Source organism: Rathayibacter sp. VKM Ac-2927 (genome assembly GCF_022815525.1).
Classification (GTDB): domain Bacteria; phylum Actinomycetota; class Actinomycetes; order Actinomycetales; family Microbacteriaceae; genus Rathayibacter; species Rathayibacter festucae.
Map to the genome: position 1 here is coordinate 543360 of NZ_JALGRT010000002.1, position 17701 is coordinate 561060.

Sequence of the window (17701 nt, forward strand, 5' to 3'; positions counted from 1 at the left end):
GAGATCCGGCGTCTCCTGAGCGGCGGGTCAGCCGCGGGTCACCGACCAGGGGGTGCGGAGAGCGCGCTCGGCGAGCACGCGGCGCGCGCCCGTCAGGGCGACGTCGGCGGTCTGCGCGGGGTCGGCGGCCGACGGGCCGGCGATCAGGCGCAGCGGGCCCGGGTCGACGCTGAGCGCGCCGTCCTCGCCGGTCGCCGCGAGCCGCGCCGCCTCGACGTGGAAGTGCACGGTGAGCGACTCCCCCGCGGCGATCGGCACGCGCGCGTAGCCGAGCAGCTGCGCGGCCGGCCGCACCACGGGCGAGGTCGGGTAGGCGGCGTACAGCTGCACGACCTCGACGGTGTCCTCGCCGCTGTTGCGGATGGTGACCGCGGCGTCGAGCGCCCCGTCCACCGCCAGCACCGAGGGCGCCGACAGCGCCTCGTACGTGATCGCGCCCCGGGTGAGCCCGAAGCCGAACGGGTGCAGCGGCGTGTTGTCGAGCGCGGTGATCCCGGGGTTCGAGAGCCCGAGCGACGGCTGCAGGTACGTCGTCGACGCCGACGGGAGCCGCGGGATCTGCACGGGCAGGCGCCCGGTCGGCGAGACCCGCCCTGAGAGCACGCCGGCGACCGCGGCCGCCCCGTCCGCCCCGGGGAAGAACGCCTGCACGACCCCGCGCGCCGCTCCGTAGGCGCCGAGCGCGTAGGGCCGGCCCGAGAGCACGACGAGCACGGTCGGCACGCCGGTCGCGAGGACCGCCGCGACCAGCTCGTCCTGAGCGCCCGGCAGCCGCAGGTCGGCGGCGTCGCAGCCCTCGCCCGAGGTGCCGTCGCCGAACAGCCCGGCCACGTCGCCGACGACGACCACGGCCGCGTCGCTGGAGCGCGCCGTCGCGATCGCCTCGGCGATCGAGGAGGTGTCCGCGGAGGTGATCGACCCGCCGGCCGCGAAGCGCACCCGCTCCTCGCCGAGCTCCGTACGCAGGGCGCTCAGCACGGTCGGGATCTCGATCCCGAGGTCGTGCCCCGGGTGCTTGGAGAGCACGTGGTTCGGGAAGGCGTAGCAGCCGACCAGGCTGCGGAACTGGTCCGCCGCGGGGCCGACCACCGCCACGGTGCCGGAGGCGAGCAGTCCGCGGACGTCGTCGTCGCGCAGCAGCACGACCGACTCCTCCGCGATCCGGAGCGAGATGGCCCGGTTGCGCGCGCTGTCGAGGTCCACCGACTCGGCGCCCTCGGGGACGAGCGGTCCGCCGTCGAGCAGCCCGGCCTCGAACTTGTGCCGGAGGTGCCGCTCGACCGAGCGGTCGAGGTCGCGCTCGTCGACGACGCCCTCGCGGATGAGGTGCGGCAGCTCGCCGTACGCCGCGGTCTGCGGCAGCTCGACGTCCACGCCGGCCCGGATCGCCAGCCGCCCCGCGTCGGCGGTGTCGACCGCGACGTGGTGCATCGCCTGGAGGAACGGCACGGCCCAGTAGTCGGCCACGACCGTCCCCTCGAAGCCCCACTTCTCCCGCAGGATCGTGGTGAGCAGGTGCCGGCTCGCGCTGCTGGGCACGCCGTCGATGTCGGTGTACGAGGTCATCACGCTGCGCGCGCCGCCGTGCCGCAGCGCGGCCTCGAACGGCGGCAGCACGGTGTCCGCGATCTCGCGCGGCCCCATGCTCACCGGAGCGTGGTTGCGGGCACCGCGGGAGGCCGCATAGCCGGCGAAGTGCTTGAGTGTCGCGATGATCCCCGCCGACTCGAGCCCGGCGACGTACGCGGTGCCGAGCTGCGAGACCAGGTACGGGTCCTCGCCGAGGGTCTCCTCGACGCGGCCCCAGCGGTAGTCCTTCACGACGTCGACCACGGGCGCGAGCCCCTGGTGGATGCCGAGGGCGCGCATGTCCGAGCCGATCGCCTCCGCCATCTCGCCGACGAGGACCTCGTCGAAGGTGGCCGCCCAGGCGAGCGGCGTGGGGAAGGCGGTCGCGCCGTACGCGGCGAGCCCGGTCAGGCACTCCTCGTGCGCGATCGCCGGGATGCCGAAGCGCTGCGAGCCGACGACCCGCTCCTGCAGCTCGCGGAGCCGGCGCACGCCCTCCGGCACCGAGACGGGCTCGGTGCCGAAGACGCGGGTGAGCTGGCCGAGGCCGCCGTCGAACGGGTCGGCCGCGGTCTCGGGGCCGCCCTCGAGCTTCGGGGCGAAGTCGTCGGCGGAGTCGGTGAGCCAGACGGAGCCGAGCTGGGCCGCCTTCTCCTCGAGCGTGAGCTCGGCGGTGAGGAGGCGGGCCCGCTCGCTCGCGGAGAGGGAGCGGTCCCGCCAGTCGCGACCACCGCTCCGATCCCCGGTCTCGTCGGTGCGGTCGGAGGGGACGAGAGTGGTGGAGGCGTCGTGCATCAGCCCTTGAACGCTCCGTCCATGATCCCGGACACCATGCGGCGGCCGACGAAGAAGAACGCGATCAGCAGCGGCAGCGTGGCCATGAACGAGCCGCCCATCGCCAGGGCGACGTCGATCGAGCGGTTAGCCTGCAGCTGCTTCAGCGCGATCTGCACCGTGAACAGCTCCGGCGACTTCAGCACGATGAACGGCCACATGAAGTCGTTCCAGACCGCGGTGAACGTGATCAGCCCGAGCACGAACGCCGCCGGGCGGACCACCGGGAAGGCGATGCGCCAGAACAGCTGCCAGGAGTTGGCGCCGTCGATGCGGGCCGCCTGGATCAGCTCGTCGCTGACCGTGGTGGACATGTGCTGGCGCATCCAGAAGATGCCGAAGGCGCTGGCCAGACCCGGGACGATGATCGCCTGGAGGGTGTCGACCCAGTCGAGGGCCGAGACGATCAGGTACTGCGGGATGATGCTCAGCTGCGCCGGCACCGTCATGGTCAGCAGCACGATCAGGAACAGCACGTTGCGGCCCGGGAACTGCAGCTTCGCGAAGGCGAAGCCGGCCATCGCGCAGAGGATCGCGGAGAGGACCGCGACGCTCAGCGACACGATCAGCGAGTTGAACAGCGACGCGATGAACGGCACGGTGTCGAACACCTTCTCCGCGATGGCGAAGAAGTTCGTGCCCGGGTACAGGCGCGGCGGGATCGACGTGACGGCGGTCGCTCCGACCGACGCGATGACGAACATGTAATAGAGAGGGAACACCGAGACGAGCACGGCGACGACGAGGAAGACGTACGTCGGCCAGCCGACCCCGCCGCCCTTGCCGCGGCGCTTCGGCAGTGTCTTCGGGGTGTCGCCGGTGGCGACGGCCCGGGCCTGCGGGAGGGCCTGATCGATCACATCGGACATCAGACGGACGCCTTCCGGGTGCGGGTGGACAGGTAGAAGTTGATCAGCGAGACGACCACGACGATCACGAACAGCACGACGCCGATGGCGGAGCCGTAGCCGAACTTGAACTGACCGAAGCCCTGCTCGTAGAGGAACAGCGCGAGCGTCTGGCACTGCCGGCCGGCGCCGCAGGTGAGGCCCGATTCGGGAGCCACCAGGAGCGCCTCCGTGAAGATCTGCAGACCGCCGATGGTCGACATGATCACGGTGAAGACGATGATCGGGCGCAGCGCCGGAATGGTGAGGTGGCGGAACTGCTGCCAGCTGGAGGCGCCGTCGACCGAGGCGGCCTCGAACATCTCGCGCGGGAGCGACTGGAGCCCCGCCAGGTAGAGGAGCGTGTTGTAGCCGAACCAGCGCCAGAAGACCATCGTCGAGATGACGATCCAGGAGCCGTAGTTGGTGGCCAGGAAGTTGATCGAGGGCAGTCCGAAGATGCCGAGGAACCAGTTGATCAGACCGAAGTTCTTGTCGAAGATCTGCGCGAAGACGATCGCGGTCGCCGCGACGGAGGTGATGTAGGGCACCAGCAGCGCCATGCGCCAGAAGTTCGCCCAGCGCAGTCGCGCGTGGTTGAGCAGGTGCGCCAGGAAGAGCGCGAAGAGCAGCTGCGGCACCGTCGAGATGATGAAGATGCCGAAGGTGTTGACCAGGGCGTTCCAGAACCGGCTGTCCGCGAAGAGCTGCTGGAAGTTCGCGAGTCCGACGAAGGTCTGCTCGCCGATCGGGTTCCAGTCGAAGAGCGAGACGTAGAACGTGAAGAGCAGCGGGAAGAGCCCGAACACGATGAAGATGAGGAAGAAGGGCGCGACGTACGCGTAGGGGGCGATCCGCTCCGAGAGGGAGTTGCGGATCTTCGCGGCCTTCTGGACCGGAACACTGGGCTGCTTGCGCTGCCTGGGGGGACGTATGGCTGTCGCCGTTGACACGTGGGTTACCTCCGTCGAAGGGGCGGCCCGGCGCGCGAGGCGCCGGGCCGCTCGGGTGGGTGGGGCGATCAGCCGCCGATGGCCTGCTTGGCCGTGTCGAGGGCCGTCGTCCACGCCTTGTCGGAGGTGACGTTGCCCGCCTCCAGCTCGACGAGGGTGTTCAGCAGGGCGCCGTTGATCGGCGTCGTGTCGGGACCGTTGTAGAAGGAGGGGAACTGCTCGACCGAGGTGGCCATGACCTCGCCGATCTTCGAGTCGCCGAAGAACGGGTCGGTGTAGTTGCGGACCTCGTCGCTCGCGACCGCCTCGGTGGCGGCGGGCAGGGTGCCCGAGGCCGCGAAGTGATCGGTCTGGCCCTCGGCGGACATCATCGTCTTGATGTACTGCCAGGCGGCCTCGGGGTGCTCGGCGCGGGCCGGGATGGCGATGACGCTGCCGCCCCAGTTGCCGCCGACGCCGGGGACGCTCGTGACGCGCCAGTTGCCGGCGGTGTCGGGGGCGTCGGTCTTGATGCCGGCGAGGATCCACGACGGCGCGATGGTCACGGCGAAGGCGCCGTTGGCGCGGCCGGGGGCCCAGCCCGAGGACCAGGCGGCGATGCCGGCGCTGATGCCGGCGTCCTTGGTGTCCACGGCGACCTGGAACGCGTCCTTCACCTGCGGGTTGGTGTCGTAGACGAGCTCGCCGTCGGGCGAGTAGTACTTCTCGGAGACCTGGTTGACGGTCGAGAAGAAGACGCTGGTCTCGATGTTGTCGACGAACGGCTTGCCGGTCGCCTCGGTGTACTTCTCGCCCATGGCGATGAAGGACGGCCAGTCTTTCCACATCTCGGCGACCTCGGCCGGGTCGGTCGGCAGACCGGCGGCTTCGAAGAGGTCGGCGCGGTAGGCGAAGCCGAGTCCGCCGACGTCGGTGGGCACGCCCACGACGGAGCCGTCGTCGGCGGTCGCCGCGGAGGCGGCCCACGGGAGGTAGGCGGAGGCGACGTCGTCGCCGCCGAGCGTGCGCAGGTCGAGGAAGTTCGAGCTGTTGGCGACGAACTGGGGCAGGTCGTCGTTCTGGATCATGACCAGGTCGGGCACCTTGCCGCCGGCCAGCGCCGCGGTGAGGGCGGTGGCGGTCTCGGTGGTGCTGCCGACCTCGGAGAGCTTGATCTTCGCGTCGGGCATCTTGGCGAGGTACTCGTCGACGCTGTCCTTGGCGTTGATGCCGGTGAAGGACCAGAAGGTCGCCTCGGCGTTCGGGTCGTCGGACGCGCCGCCACCGCTTCCGGACGAGCATCCGGTGAGGGCGAGGGCCACGGCGGCGGCTGCTGCGGCCACGGCCGTCAGTCTTCTTTTCACGATTGTTCCTCTTCGTCGGGGATTCGCGGGGGGTCTCGCTGGAGGAGACCGGGAGCAAGAGAACGATCTCTTGGACGCCAAGGTAGCTGGCCTTTCCCCCTCGTGCAAGCGCGATCTCGGAGTCGTTACCGCAGCGTGAGATATCGATCTCCCCTAGTATCTGTAAGAAGTTTCGCAAATCGGACCGCCACGGCCCCGGGGGAGGCGTCCCCGTGGGACTCTGGAGATCGAGCATCCGGCGCCCCGGCCGGCTCCCCTCCTCGTTCAGAAGGATGCAGCCATGACCCGACCCACGCTCGTGGACGTCGCACGGGCCGCGGGCGTGTCCCGCGCCACCGCCGCCCGGGTTCTCGCGGGCGGCACGAACGTCGACGTCCGCATGTCGGCCGCCGTCGAGCACGCCGCGAAGCAGCTCGGCTACGAGGCCAACAGCGCCGCGCGGATGCTGCGCGGCGGCCGCTCCGGCGCGATCGCGCTGATCGTCGCCTTCAACGAGCTCGACAGCCTCACCGGCACCTTCTTCACCTCGGTGCTCAAGGGCGCCGCGAAGGGGCTCTACGCCGCCGAGGTGCAGCCGGTGCTGCTGCCCGCGGACCACGACGACGGCGACCGCATCCCCAAGTTCCTCCGCTCGCGCGCGGTCGACGGGGCGATCGTGATCCTGCAGCACGAGATCACGCACCTCGCGCAGGCACTCGCCGACTCCCCCGTGCCGATCGCCTGGGTCGGCCGGCCGCGGGTCGCGCTGGCCGAGGACGCCATCGTGATCGACTCCGACAACTACGGCGGCGGCCGGCTCGCCGCCCGCGCGCTCGCCGACTCCGGCCGGCGCCGGCTCGGCATCATCGCCGGCCCGCACGACATGGAGCCGGCCCGCGACCGCATCCGAGGCTGGCGGGACGAGCTGACCGAGCTGGGGCTGGACCACAGCCCGATCGTGCACGGCGAGTTCACTCTCGAGAGCGGCTCGGCCGCGATGGCGCGGCTCCTGCAGCGCCACCCCGACCTCGACGGCGTCTTCGCCTCCTCCGACCTGATGGCCAACGGCGCGATCCGCGTGCTGCAGGCGTCCGGCCGGCGCGTGCCCGCCGACATCTCGGTCGTGGGCTTCGACGACGTGGTCATCGCGACCACCTCGGATCCGACGCTGACCACCATCCGCCAGCCGCTCGAGGACATGGGACGCGTCGCCGCGGAGACCGTGGTGGCCGTGGTGGCGGGCCGCGAGGTCGACCGGCAGCCGATCCTCGCGACGACGCTCGTGCAGCGGGAGTCGGCGTGATGCCGCCGCCGCACCGCGTGATCGTCAGCACCGACGCCGCGAACGAGGCGGACGACCAGTTCGCGATCGTGCAGGCGCTGCTGAGCGCGACGCTCGACGTCCGGGCGCTCGTGGCCGCGCACTTCGGCCGACCCGGCAGCCTGCGGGAGTCGCGCGCGGAGATCGATCGCGTGGTCGCCCTCGCGGGGGCCGACGTGCGGGTCGTGGACGGGGCGTCCGCGGCGCTGGTCGCCGGCGGTTCCGCGGAGTCCGTGGCGTCCGAGGGCTCGCGCGTGATCGTCGAGGAGGCGCTGCACGGCGAGGGCCGGCTGTGGATCGCCGTGCTCGGCCCGCTCACGGACGTCGCCGCGGCCCTGCTGGCGGAGCCGTCGATCGCCGAGCGCGACGTCGTCGTGGTCTGGGTGGGCGGCCCGCCCTACGAGGGCATCGCGGCCTACCACCCGGAGTTCAACCTGATCAACGACGTCGCCGCCGCGAACGCCGTGCTCGCCTCCGGAGTCGCCGTCTGGCAGATCCCGATGCCCGTCTACACGATGGTCGGCGTCGGCCACGCCGAGCTGCGCACGCGGCTGGGCGGCTCGAGCCCGCTCGGCGACTACCTCGTCGACCAGCTGATCGCCTTCAACGCGACGATCCCCTACGGCCCGCTCGACTTCCGCTCCCTCGGCGACAGCCCCGCGATCGGCGCCGTGATGAACCCCGCCGGCGGCCGCTGGCGCGCCGTCCCCGCCCCGCGCTTCACCGCCACCGGCGACCTCCAGCCCGGCGTCGGCCCGCACCCGATCCGCGTCTGCGAGTCCTTCGACACCCGCTGGCTCCTCGAGGACCTCTTCGCGAAGCTCCTCGAGTTCGGCCGCGCCGGCCGCTGACCGGCGCGTGCTGGGCCGTCCGCGAGACGTCTCCGAGGAGCCGAGGCCGCCCGTTGCACGGGGACGCCTCGGCCGTTCGAGGACCTCTCACCGGCGACGGCACCGGCTCCGGCGCACAACATCAGCTGAGAGCACCCGGCCTCCCCTGTCAGAGGAGGGACCCCCGTCTCAGCTGATGTTGTGCGCGACTTCGGCGGCAGAGCAGCAGCCGGATCGGGCGCAGACGGGGCGACGGTCAGGCGCGGGCCGCCTTGACGTACGCGACGAGGGCGTTCGCGTGCCCGTGGCCGAGACCGTGCTCGGTCTTCAGCCAGGAGACGACCTGCATGTGCGTCTCGGAGTCGAGCCGCTCGTTCACCAGGTCGAGCCACTCCTGAACGGGACGGCCGTAGGTGGTCTCGATGCTCGGGAAGTACGACGCGGGTCCCTTCGGCTTCGAGCCGTCGGCGGGGGGCTCCGGTGCGAGGACGCGCGAGGGGGTCATGCCGGTCACTGTAGCGGCGCCGGGGCGCCGGGTCTCGATACGCGGCTGCGCCGCTACTCGACCGGCATGAACGGCCCGCCCCGCCCCACGGCAGCCCGCCGGCCGCAGCATGCTGATCGAGTGGCGCCCGCAGGGCGCGTATCGAGATCCACCCCTCCGGGCACGACGGGTCCGGCCCGCGCCCGCTCCCCTGCACCCTGAGCCGCTGACGCGACGCGACGCGGCTGCGACACTCGTTCCGCGTCACGCCCTTGCCGACCCCGGCGATTCGGAGGACGCTCGTGACCATACACAGAAGGGCATGCCGATGAGGCCTGACATCGGTCGGTCCTTCTTCGACGAGGAGGAGAAGACGGATGCAGAGGACGGGCGGAGGAGCGATGAGGTCCCTGGGCGGCGAGGTGCGGAGGGAGCTGCGCGGTGCGGTCGCCTCCCGGCTCCTCCTCGTCGTCCTGCTCGCCGGTGCCGTCTTCGCGGTCTGGAGCGCGGTGACCGACGTCGGCAACGCGCGGTCGACGGCGGCGCTGTTCGAGAGGACCGCCGCGGAGTACCGCTCGGCCGGGCACTCCGTCGAGGAGGCACTGGCGGAGCCCGTGAGCGTGACCACTGACGAGGACGGGCGGACGGAGATCGACAATCCGCTGCGCTACGACTTCGAGGCGGCGACGGCGGCCTCGGCGGCGCTGACTCCGCTCGGTGCGGTCGGCACGGGGCTGAGCCTCGCGGTGTTCCTCGTGACCCCGCTCCTCGGCTACGCGACGGGGCTCTTCGCGGCGACCACGGATCTCCGCGGCGGGTCGATCATCGTGCGATGGCCGCAGGTCCGCCGGGCGCGCACCTTCGTCGCGGCGAAGGCAACGCTCCTCGTCGTGGCCGTCCTGGCCTTCGGCGCGGCGCTCGTGCTGACGGCGGCCGTCGCCGGACTCGTCACCGCGCAGCTGAGGCCGTTCCCCGTCGACGTATCGTCGCCGCCGCCGTCCGCGGATCCCGCGGCGATCGGCGCAGTGGCGGCCGCCTTCGTGCTGATCGGGGTCGCGTTCGCTGCGCTGGGCTTCCTCGTCGCCACGCTGACACGGGAGCGCGCGTTCTCGCTCACCGTCTTCGCCCTGGCCTACTACCTGCTGCCGATCCTGGGGCCGGGCGACCCGCGGAACCTCGTCCCGAGCGCCGCTGCGCCGTGGCTCGTCTTCCACGGCGGGTTCCAGCCGCGGGCCGTCGGCGACCTCGGCGTTCCGCTGAGCGCGCTCGCCCTCGGCGGCGGGGCCCTCCTGCTCCTCGTCGCGAGCGCGGCGGTGTGGTCGCTGCGCGACAAGACGCCGCGGGGCGTCTGAGCGGAGACGTCCGGTCTCGATACGCGGCTGCGCCGCTACTCGACCAGCATGCGGGGGGCGGGGGCGCCGCTCTGCGGCTCCGCTCGGGCGGCGGCGCCGCGCGTCAGAGCCAGCCGCCGTCGACGACCCAGTTCTGGGCGGTGCACATGGCGGAGTCGTCGGCCGCGAGCCAGAGGACCAGGCGGGCGACGTCCGCCGGGACGAGGCGGCCGGGGAGGCACTGGCTGCGGTCGATCTGCTGCTCCGCCTCGGGGGTGACGACCTGCTCGAGCTGCCGCTCGGTCATGATCCAGCCGGGGATGACGCAGTTCACCCGGACGCCGCCGGCGCCGAGCTCGCGGGCCAGGGCGCGGGTCATGCCCTCGATCGCGGCCTTCGCCGTGATGTAGCCGACCAGCTCGACGAGGTCGATGTGCGCGCTGATCGAGCCGAGGTTGATGATCGAGCCGGCGCCCGCGCGCAGCATCCCGCGCGAGACGAGCCGCGCGGCGAAGAACTGGTGGCGCAGATTCACCGCCATCCGGTCGTCCCAGTACACGGGATCGAGGTCCTCGACGGTGTGCCGGGCGTCGTTCGCCGCGTTGTTGACGAGCACGTGAGCCGGGCCGAGCTCGGCGGTGAGCCCCTCGATCGCGGCCTCGAGCGCCGCGACGTCGCGCACGTCGCAGGCGGCGAAGCGGACGGCTCCGCCCAGCTCGCGGGCGAGCGCCGCGCCCTGCTCGGCGTCGATGTCGAGGAAGCCGACCCGCGCGCCCTGCGCCGCGAACTGCCGCACGAACTCCGCGCCGAGCCCGGACGCGCCGCCCGTCACGACCACGGTCCGGCCGTCGAGGCTCGGGTACCGGGCGAAGGCGGTCACCGCACACCCGCCCGACCGGGGACGACGATCGAGCGCCCGACGCTCCCGTGCTCCAGCGCCTCGAAGGCCGCGCCGATGTCCTCGAGGGCGAACCGCTCCCCCACCAGCTCGTCGAGCGGCAGCGCGCCCCTGCGGTACAGCTCGAAGATCCGCGGCAGATCCAGCTGCGGGATCGAGGACCCGTAGAGGGAGCCGACCACGCGCTTCTGCTTCTGCACCAGGTCGTTCACCGGGATGCCCGCGCTCTGCCCGACCCGGCCGAGGCCCACGGCGACGGCCGTCCCGCCCGGCTGCAGCATCGCGACGGCGGAGGCCAGCGTCTCCGGCCGCCCGACCGCCTCGACCACCCAGGGCACCCCGCCGGGGACGAGGGTGAGCAGCTGCTCGACCGTGTCGCCGCCGCCGATGGAGCCGGAGGACCCGTCGATCACGTGGGTCGCGCCGAGCCGCCTCGCGAGCGCGAGCCGGTCCGCGTCCACGTCGACCGCGACGACGGTGGTCGCCCCGGCCGCCCGGGCGCCCATCACCGCGGAGAGGCCGACGCCGCCGGCGCCGATCACCACGACCGCGTCGCCGAGGCACGCGCCGATCACGTTGAGCACCGCGCCGACCCCGGTGATCACCGCGCAGCCGGCGATCGCCGCGATCTCGGCCGGCACGTCGTCCGGCACGCGCACCACGCTCCGCTCGGGCACGACCACCCGCTCCGCGAAGCAGGACACCCCGAGCAGGTGGTGCACGGTCTCGCCCGCGGCGCTGAGCCGGCTGGTGCCGTCGAGGAGCCCGCCGGACGCGGCCTGCACCGGTCCGTACTCGCACATGATCGGCCGCCCGGCGACGCACTGCCGGCACCGGCCGCAGTTCGGCCGCCAGAGCAGAGCCACCCGGTCGCCGACGGCGAAGCCCTCGCGGAGGTCCGGGCCGAGGGCGACGATGCGGCCGGCGCCCTCGTGGCCGGGCACCACCGGCAGCGGACAGCGCAGATCACCGCGCAGGTAGTGCAGGTCGGAGTGGCAGACGCCCGCCGCGTCGATCTCGACGAGCAGCTCGCCCCGGCCGGGATCGGCGACGTCGAGCTCCTCGACGGCCAGCGGCGCGCCGGACTCCCGCAGCACCGCCGCGCGCATCCGCGTGCTCATCGCGGTCCTCCTGTCGTGCCGGTCGTCGTGGTCCCCTCGTCGTGCATCGGGCGGTCCCGCCCCGCCCCGCTCAATGCGACTCCCGCAGCACGCCGGGCCCGGTCGCGCCGGTCAGGAAGTCCAGGTCCGCGCCGCGCTCGGCCTGCTCGACGTGGTCGACGTACAGCCGCTCCCAGCCGCGGACGGGCGCCGCGTAGGCGGCCGTGGTCGCGGCGGAGGGACGGCGGGCCGCGAGGTCCTCGTCGGTCACCAGCAGCGTCAGCGTCCGCGCCGGGACGTCGAGCTCGATCAGGTCGCCGTCCTGCACCAGCCCGAGCGCGCCGCCGACCGCCGACTCCGGCGTGACGTGCAGCACGATCGTGCCGTAGGCCGTACCGCTCATCCGTCCGTCGCAGATCCGCACCATGTCGCGCACGCCCGCGTCGAGCAGGCGCTTCGGCAGCGGCATGTTCGCGACCTCAGGCATCCCCGGGTAGCCGCGCGGACCGCAGCCGCGCAGCACCAGCACCGAGTCCGCGCTGACGTCGAGCTCCGGCGAGTCGATCCGCGCGTGCATGTCCTCGACCGAGTCGAAGACGACCGCCGGACCGCGGTGCCGCAGCAGCGCCGCCGTGGCCGCGGCCGGCTTGATGATCGCGCCGGTCGGCGACAGGTTCCCGCGCAGCACGGCGATGCCGGCCGCGGGCAGCAGCGGCGACTCGGCCGTGCATATCACGTCGCGGTCCCAGACCTCGTGCCCCGGCAGCTCGTCGACGAAGGGCGTACCGAGCACGGTCACCGCCGTCGGATCCAGCAGCGGCCGCACCTCGTTCATCACGGCGAGGAAGCCGCCCGCGCGGAAGAGGTCCTCCATCAGGTGCGCGCCGGCCGGCTGCAGGTTGACCAGCAGCGGGACGTCGGCGCCGATCCGGTCGAAGTCGTCGAGGTCGAGCTCGACGCCGAGGCGGCCGGCGATCGCGAGCAGGTGCACCACGGCGTTCGTCGATCCGCCGATCGTGGCGAGCGCCACGATCGCGTTGTGGAACGCGGCCTTCGTCATCACGTCCGCCGGCGCGAGCTCCTCCGCCACCATCGCGACGACGCGGTTGCCCGTCGCGTGCGCGAACTGCAGCAGCCGGCTGTCCGAGGCGGGGACGCCCGCGACGCCGGGCAGCGTCATGCCGAGCGCCTCCGAGACGCAGGCCATCGAGGACGCGGTGCCCATCGTGTTGCAGTGCCCGCGGCTGCGGATCATCGAGGACTCGGACTGCACGAAGTAGTCGCTGTCGAGCGCGCCCGCCCGCACCTCCTCGCTCAGGCGCCAGACGTCGGTGCCGCAGCCGAGCGTGCTGCCGCGGAAGGTCCCGTTCAGCATCGGCCCGCCGGGCACCACGATCGCCGGGATCCCCACGCTGGCGGCGGCCATCAGCAGCGCCGGGATGGTCTTGTCGCAGCCGCCGAGCAGCACCAGACCGTCGATCGGGTTGGCGCGGAACAGCTCCTCCGCGGCCATCGCGACCATGTTGCGCCAGAGCATCGCGGTGGTCCGGACGGTCGTCTCGCCGAGCGAGATGACCGGCAGGTTGTAGGGGATCCCGCCGGCCTCGTAGACGCCGTTCTTCACACTCTGCGCGACCTCGTCGAGGTGCGAGTTGCACGGCGAGAGGTCGGAGGCGGTGTTCGCGATCGCGATCTGCGGCCGGCCGTCGAAGGCGTGGTCGGGCGTGCCGCGGCGCATCCACGCCCGGTGCAGGTAGGTGTTGCGGTCGTCGCCGCCGTACCACTGGGCGCTGCGGACGGCGCGGCCGGTGCGGATCACCGGGCCGAGGCCCGTGGGCCGGCCGGGGGTCTCGTCGTTCATCGGGGGACCGATCTGCCGTCGCGGCGGTGAGGGAGGCGGGCCAGGCCCGCGTCGGTGAGGTCGGCCGGCAGCGCGGAGGCCGGTGCCCCCTGGTAGGCGATCGGCCGGAGGAAGCGCCGGATCGCGGTCGCGCCGACCGAGGTGTGCTGCGAGGTCGTGGCGGGCCACGGTCCGCCGTGGTGCTGGCCCCAGGTGACGCTGACGCCGGTGGGCCAGCCGCCGAAGACGACGCGGCCGGAGCGCTCGGCGAGGACGGCGACGAGCCCGCCGATGTCCTCGCCCGGCGCGCTGTGCACGGTGGCGGTCAGCGATCCGTCCAGGTGGGTGAGCGCGGTGAGCACCTCCTCCGGCGCGCGGTACTCGACCAGCAGCGTCAGCGGGCCGAAGCACTCCTCGAGCAGGACGTCGCTGTGCCGGACGAAGTCGTCGACGGTCGTCACGAGCACCACGGGCGTCGTCCCGTCGGCCTGCGCACCGCGGGCGAGGACTCGGACCCCGTCCGCCGACTGCAGCCGGCCGGCGACCGCGGCGAAGGAGTCGGCGATCCGCTCGGTGAGCAGCACCGTCCCCGGCAGACTCTCGACCCGCTCGGCCACCGCCTGGCGGAACGCGGGTCTCGATACGCGCTGCGCGCTGCTCGACCAGCATGGAGGGGCGCCGCCGCCGGCCCATGCTGATCGAGCAGCCCGCTCCGCGGGCGTATCGAGATCCGCCGCCGGCACGAAGACCACGCCGGGCTTGGTGCAGAACTGCCCGCCGCCGAGCGTGAAGGAGGCGACCAGCTCGGCCGCGAGCGCCGATCCGCGCTCCTCGGCCGCGCCGGGGGTGATCACCACGGGGTTCACGCTGCCGAGCTCGCCGAAGAACGGGATCGGCTCGGCGCGCTCGGACATCGCGTCCATCAGCGCGGTCGCCCCCGGCAGCGAGCCGGTGAACGCCACGGCGCGCACCTCGGGCGCCGCGACCAGGACGAGCCCGGCCTCGCGCCCCTCCACGAGCTCGAAGGTCCCGCGCGGGGCGCCGGCCTCCTCGAGCGCCCGGTCGACCACGGCGGCCGTGCGCCGCGACAGCTCCGGATGCCCGGGGTGCGCCTTCACCAGCACCGGGCAGCCCGCGGCGAGCGCCGACGCGGTGTCGCCGCCGGCGACCGAGAAGGCGAACGGGAAGTTCGAGGCCGAGAAGACCGCGACCGGCCCGAGCGGGCGGAGGAAGCGGCGGATCTCCTGCGAGCCGTCGCCGCCGATCGTGCCGGCGACGTCGATCGAGGCCTCGAGGTACGAGCCCTCCTCGAGCACGTCCGCGAAGAGCCGCAGCTGGCCGGTCGTGCGCGCCACCTCGCCCCGCAGCCGCTCGACGCCGAGGTGCGTCTCGGGCTCGGCCACCTCGACCAGCTCGTCGCGCGCCTCGTCGAGCCGCGCCGCGATCCGGCTGAGCCAGCCCGCCCGCTCCTGCCGGGAGGAACCGAGCACCGCCGGAGTCGCGGCCGCCGCCGCCGCGACGCGCGACTCGGTGAGCCGGGTCCCGGCCGCGGCCTGCACGCGCTCCTCGTCCGCCTCGATGCTCATCGCGGCACCACGACCGCGATCGGGCCGCTCCCGGCCGACACCTCGACCTCGACCGACGCGCCGCCGGCCGTTACCCGGTAGCGCCCGGCGAAGCCACGGAGCGGCACGCAGCCGTCCGCCCCGGTCCTCGCGGTCGTCGCGGCGTGCCACCACTCGCGGCGGATCAGGTCCTGCAGCGCGTCGTAGCCGGGCTTCCGGCTGCCGTCGCGGCGGAGCAGCCCGGAGGGCGCCCCGAGCCAGGCGCCGTCGTCGGTCAGCCCCCAGTAGGTCAGCGACTCGACCGCCGGATGCGCGAGGACGCTCCGGTAGTGCCGGACGAGCTCGTCCGCCTGCCGCGCCTCGCCCTCCTCGGTGCTCGGCCAGGAGTCGACGACGTAGTCGTTCAGGTCGCCGATCTCGGGCGGCATCAGGTCGCCCGAGAGCAGGGTCGTCTCGGTCATCTGCAGCGGCAGGCCGAAGCGGGAGAAGCGCTCGATCACCTCGGCGATCCGGTCCTCGCCGCGGTAGCCCTGGTGCATGTGGGTCTGCAGGCCGATCGCGTCGATCGCGATCCCCGCGTCCAGGCACTCCTCGATCACGTGCTCGTACTCGCTGGAGAGGTCGAAGTCGTTGAGGACGAAGCGCCCGCCCGAGCCGACCGAGCGGGCCTCCTCGAACGCCAGCCGGATCATGCCGACCCGGCCGAGGCGCTGCGCGAGCCGGGTGATCGCGTTCGGCTCCGCCGTGAAGCGCGGCAGGATCACCGTCTCGTTGATCGCGTCCCAGACGTCGACGACCCCGGCGAAGTCGGCGACCTCGCGGCGGACCCGCGCGCGCAGCACCTCCTCCACCTCGGCGTCCTCGAGCGGCAGCAGCCACTCCGGCGCCAGCGTGTGCCAGACCAGCGGGTGGCCCTTCACCCGGACGCCGCGCGCGGCGAACCACTCGGCCGTCCGGCGCAGCCGCTCGGTCTCGGGGCGCCCGCGCTCGGGCTCGAACGCCCGCCAGTAGAAGGGCAGCGTCACCGTGTCGAAGACGCCCAGCCAGGCGTCGGCGAGCAGCTGCGGATCGGAGTCGACCCTGCCGCCGAAGAACTCCGAGGCGTCGCCGCCGGTGGAGAGCGGCGGGCCGCCCAGCCAGTCGAGGAAGTCGAAGCCGATGCTGCCGAAGCCGAACGCGTGCCGCAGCTGCTCGGTGGTCACGTCCACGCCGGCGACCGGCCGGCCCTGCTCGTCGACGACCCGGACGTCGGTCGTGAGGGTGCGCGCGCCGAGGTCAGCCACGCTCGCCCCGAGCGCCGGGGTACCAGTCGTCCAGCGTGTTCTCGGTGATCGCGATGAACACGTCGTCCGGGCGGACGCCCTCGGCCTCGAGCCGGCGGGCGACCGCCTCGAACATCGCGGCCTTGGTCTCCTTGTCGTACATCCGGACCATCAGGACGCGCACGTAGACCACGTCGCGGCGGTCGCCGCCGAGGTAGTGCGGGTCGGCGACGAGGTGGCTGGCGGGCAGCGGGTGGATGACCTGGAAGCGGTCCTCCGCATCCATGCCCAGGCCCTCGACGAGGCCCGCGTTGACGGCCTCCGCGTAGGCGAACCGGGTCTCCTCGGGGACGGTGTCGGCGACTTCGATGGTGACGAGAGGCATCAGGCCCACGCTTCCTTGCTCACGCGCACATCGGCGCTGGTTCGTACGGACTCCTCGATCGCGAGACCGAGGAGATGGTCCTGGCAGGCCTCGGCCAGCGGGTAGGGCGCGGGGCCGGCGTCGCGGGCCCACCGCCCGGTCGCCTCGAGGAGGTCGGCGACGGCGAGGTCGTCCTCGGACAGCCGGGTCCCGACCCACTCGTTGCGCCAGACGATCCGGCCCTCGAAGGAGGCGGTGACCACCTCGTTGCCCTCGAGGTTCATGTCGATGCCGGTGCGCCGGTAGGAGATCGGCGAGACGATCACGCCCTCCTCGGTGAGGTGGGTGACGCTGTCGTCGGCGATCTCGCCGAGCGAGCCGCGGATCACGATCCGCCGGCTGAGCAGCGGGTTCCACCACTGGTTGTCGACGAAGTCGTAGAGGCCCATCCGGCCGTCGCCGAAGTCGAGGGTGCCGATCGTCGTGGTCCGCGGCTCGGGCGACGGGTCCTCGCGCCAGCCGTCGAAGGTCAGCGGATCGGCCTGGGGCGCGGTGAAGGCGCGGGCGCTCACCACGGCCTCGGCCATGCCGGCGCCGAGGAAGCCGCGGATCAGGCTGGTCGCGTGGTACAGGTGCGTGGACGCGATGTGCACGGCGGTGGCCTCGCCGATCGCGCCGCTCCGGACGACCGCCTGCCGCGCCGCGTGCCCGGGCATCAGCATGTACTGCTCCGCGACCTGCACCCGGGCCGAGGCGCCGAGCGCGCTCCACAGCTCGCGCAGCCCGTCGGCGGTCGGCGCGGGCGGGGTCTCCGCGAGCACCGGCACGCCGAGCTCCGCGAGCCGGATCGTCACGCCCGGCATCGACGGCCAGGAGACGGCGGCGATCACGAAGTCGGGCCGGTGGGCGAGGGCCTCCTCCAGCGTCCGGACGACGGGGGCGTCCCAGCGGGCGCTCATCCGTTCCTCGGCGGCGGACGAGTTCGCCACGATCGCCACGGCGCGCAGCCGCTCGGGGGCGGTGCGGGCCAGGCGGAGGTAGAACTCGGAGCGCCAGCCGGTCCCCACCACCGCGAACGTCATCGGCTCAGTCATGTCGGACCTTCTCTCTGTCGATACGGGGTCGTGCTCGATCGTGCCGT

The 17701-nt window shown here is 73.0% G+C and carries 15 protein-coding genes; 3 read left to right on the plus strand and 12 right to left on the minus strand.

Annotation, left to right across the window (positions count from 1 at the left end):
- Nucleotides 1-27: 27 nt before the first annotated feature.
- The 4 genes from MT353_RS07735 to MT353_RS07750 form a co-directional block, all read right to left on the minus strand.
- The gene (locus tag MT353_RS07735; protein ID WP_243624032.1) at nucleotides 28-2364 is read right to left on the minus strand and encodes a glycoside hydrolase family 3 N-terminal domain-containing protein; all 2337 of its coding nucleotides are present in this window, start codon (nucleotides 2362-2364) and stop codon (nucleotides 28-30) included.
- Complete coding sequence (locus tag MT353_RS07740) at nucleotides 2364-3272, minus strand: carbohydrate ABC transporter permease (protein ID WP_123446868.1); 909 nt, start codon at nucleotides 3270-3272, stop codon at nucleotides 2364-2366. Before MT353_RS07740 ends, MT353_RS07735 begins: the two co-directional genes overlap by 1 nt.
- Nucleotides 3272-4243, minus strand: coding sequence for a carbohydrate ABC transporter permease (locus tag MT353_RS07745; protein ID WP_243624033.1), 972 nt, complete (start codon nucleotides 4241-4243; stop codon nucleotides 3272-3274). The genes MT353_RS07740 and MT353_RS07745 overlap by 1 nt, the downstream gene beginning before the upstream one ends.
- A 68-nt stretch (nucleotides 4244-4311) precedes the next feature.
- Nucleotides 4312-5565 (minus strand): ABC transporter substrate-binding protein, encoded by a 1254-nt coding sequence (locus tag MT353_RS07750; RefSeq protein WP_243587822.1) that lies wholly within the window; start codon nucleotides 5563-5565, stop codon nucleotides 4312-4314.
- Nucleotides 5566-5866: 301 nt separating this feature from the next.
- Here MT353_RS07750 and MT353_RS07755 point away from each other — a divergent pair, with 301 nt between their 5' ends.
- Both MT353_RS07755 and MT353_RS07760 read left to right on the plus strand, forming a co-directional pair.
- Nucleotides 5867-6868 carry a LacI family DNA-binding transcriptional regulator gene (locus MT353_RS07755; protein WP_123446870.1) on the plus strand — a complete coding sequence of 334 codons (1002 nt, stop codon included), beginning with the start codon at nucleotides 5867-5869 and terminating at the stop codon, nucleotides 6866-6868.
- Complete coding sequence (locus MT353_RS07760) at nucleotides 6868-7737, plus strand: nucleoside hydrolase (protein ID WP_243624228.1); 870 nt, start codon at nucleotides 6868-6870, stop codon at nucleotides 7735-7737. Before MT353_RS07755 ends, MT353_RS07760 begins: the two co-directional genes overlap by 1 nt.
- Before the next feature lie 235 nt (nucleotides 7738-7972).
- On the opposite strand, the gene MT353_RS07765 is transcribed toward MT353_RS07760, so the two are convergent.
- Complete coding sequence (locus MT353_RS07765) at nucleotides 7973-8221, minus strand: DUF4287 domain-containing protein (RefSeq protein ID WP_243624034.1); 249 nt, start codon at nucleotides 8219-8221, stop codon at nucleotides 7973-7975.
- Nucleotides 8222-8601: 380 nt separating this feature from the next.
- Here MT353_RS07765 and MT353_RS07770 point away from each other — a divergent pair, with 380 nt between their 5' ends.
- Nucleotides 8602-9552 (plus strand): hypothetical protein, encoded by a 951-nt coding sequence (locus MT353_RS07770; protein ID WP_243624035.1) that lies wholly within the window; start codon nucleotides 8602-8604, stop codon nucleotides 9550-9552.
- Between the two features lie 103 nt (nucleotides 9553-9655).
- Here the strand turns inward: MT353_RS07770 and MT353_RS07775 are convergent, their stop codons facing one another.
- From MT353_RS07775 to MT353_RS07805, 7 genes are all read right to left on the minus strand, one after another.
- The gene (locus MT353_RS07775; protein ID WP_243624036.1) at nucleotides 9656-10411 is read right to left on the minus strand and encodes an SDR family NAD(P)-dependent oxidoreductase; all 756 of its coding nucleotides are present in this window, start codon (nucleotides 10409-10411) and stop codon (nucleotides 9656-9658) included.
- On the minus strand, nucleotides 10408-11550 hold the full coding sequence (locus tag MT353_RS07780) for a zinc-binding dehydrogenase (RefSeq protein WP_243624037.1): 1143 nt from the start codon (nucleotides 11548-11550) through the stop codon (nucleotides 10408-10410). Before MT353_RS07780 ends, MT353_RS07775 begins: the two co-directional genes overlap by 4 nt.
- Nucleotides 11551-11620: 70 nt before the next feature.
- Nucleotides 11621-13390, minus strand: coding sequence for an IlvD/Edd family dehydratase (locus MT353_RS07785; protein ID WP_243624038.1), 1770 nt, complete (start codon nucleotides 13388-13390; stop codon nucleotides 11621-11623).
- Nucleotides 13387-14955 carry an aldehyde dehydrogenase (NADP(+)) gene (locus MT353_RS07790; protein ID WP_243624039.1) on the minus strand — a complete coding sequence of 523 codons (1569 nt, stop codon included), beginning with the start codon at nucleotides 14953-14955 and terminating at the stop codon, nucleotides 13387-13389. Before MT353_RS07790 ends, MT353_RS07785 begins: the two co-directional genes overlap by 4 nt.
- Complete coding sequence (locus MT353_RS07795) at nucleotides 14952-16217, minus strand: endo-1,4-beta-xylanase (RefSeq protein WP_243624040.1); 1266 nt, start codon at nucleotides 16215-16217, stop codon at nucleotides 14952-14954. The genes MT353_RS07790 and MT353_RS07795 overlap by 4 nt, the downstream gene beginning before the upstream one ends.
- Nucleotides 16210-16581: a tautomerase family protein gene (locus MT353_RS07800; RefSeq protein WP_243624041.1), complete on the minus strand. Its 372-nt coding sequence runs from the start codon at nucleotides 16579-16581 to the stop codon at nucleotides 16210-16212. Before MT353_RS07800 ends, MT353_RS07795 begins: the two co-directional genes overlap by 8 nt.
- Nucleotides 16581-17654, minus strand: a complete 1074-nt coding sequence (locus tag MT353_RS07805; protein WP_243624042.1) for a Gfo/Idh/MocA family protein — start codon at nucleotides 17652-17654, stop codon at nucleotides 16581-16583. The genes MT353_RS07800 and MT353_RS07805 overlap by 1 nt, the downstream gene beginning before the upstream one ends.
- Nucleotides 17655-17701: the final 47 nt, after the last annotated feature.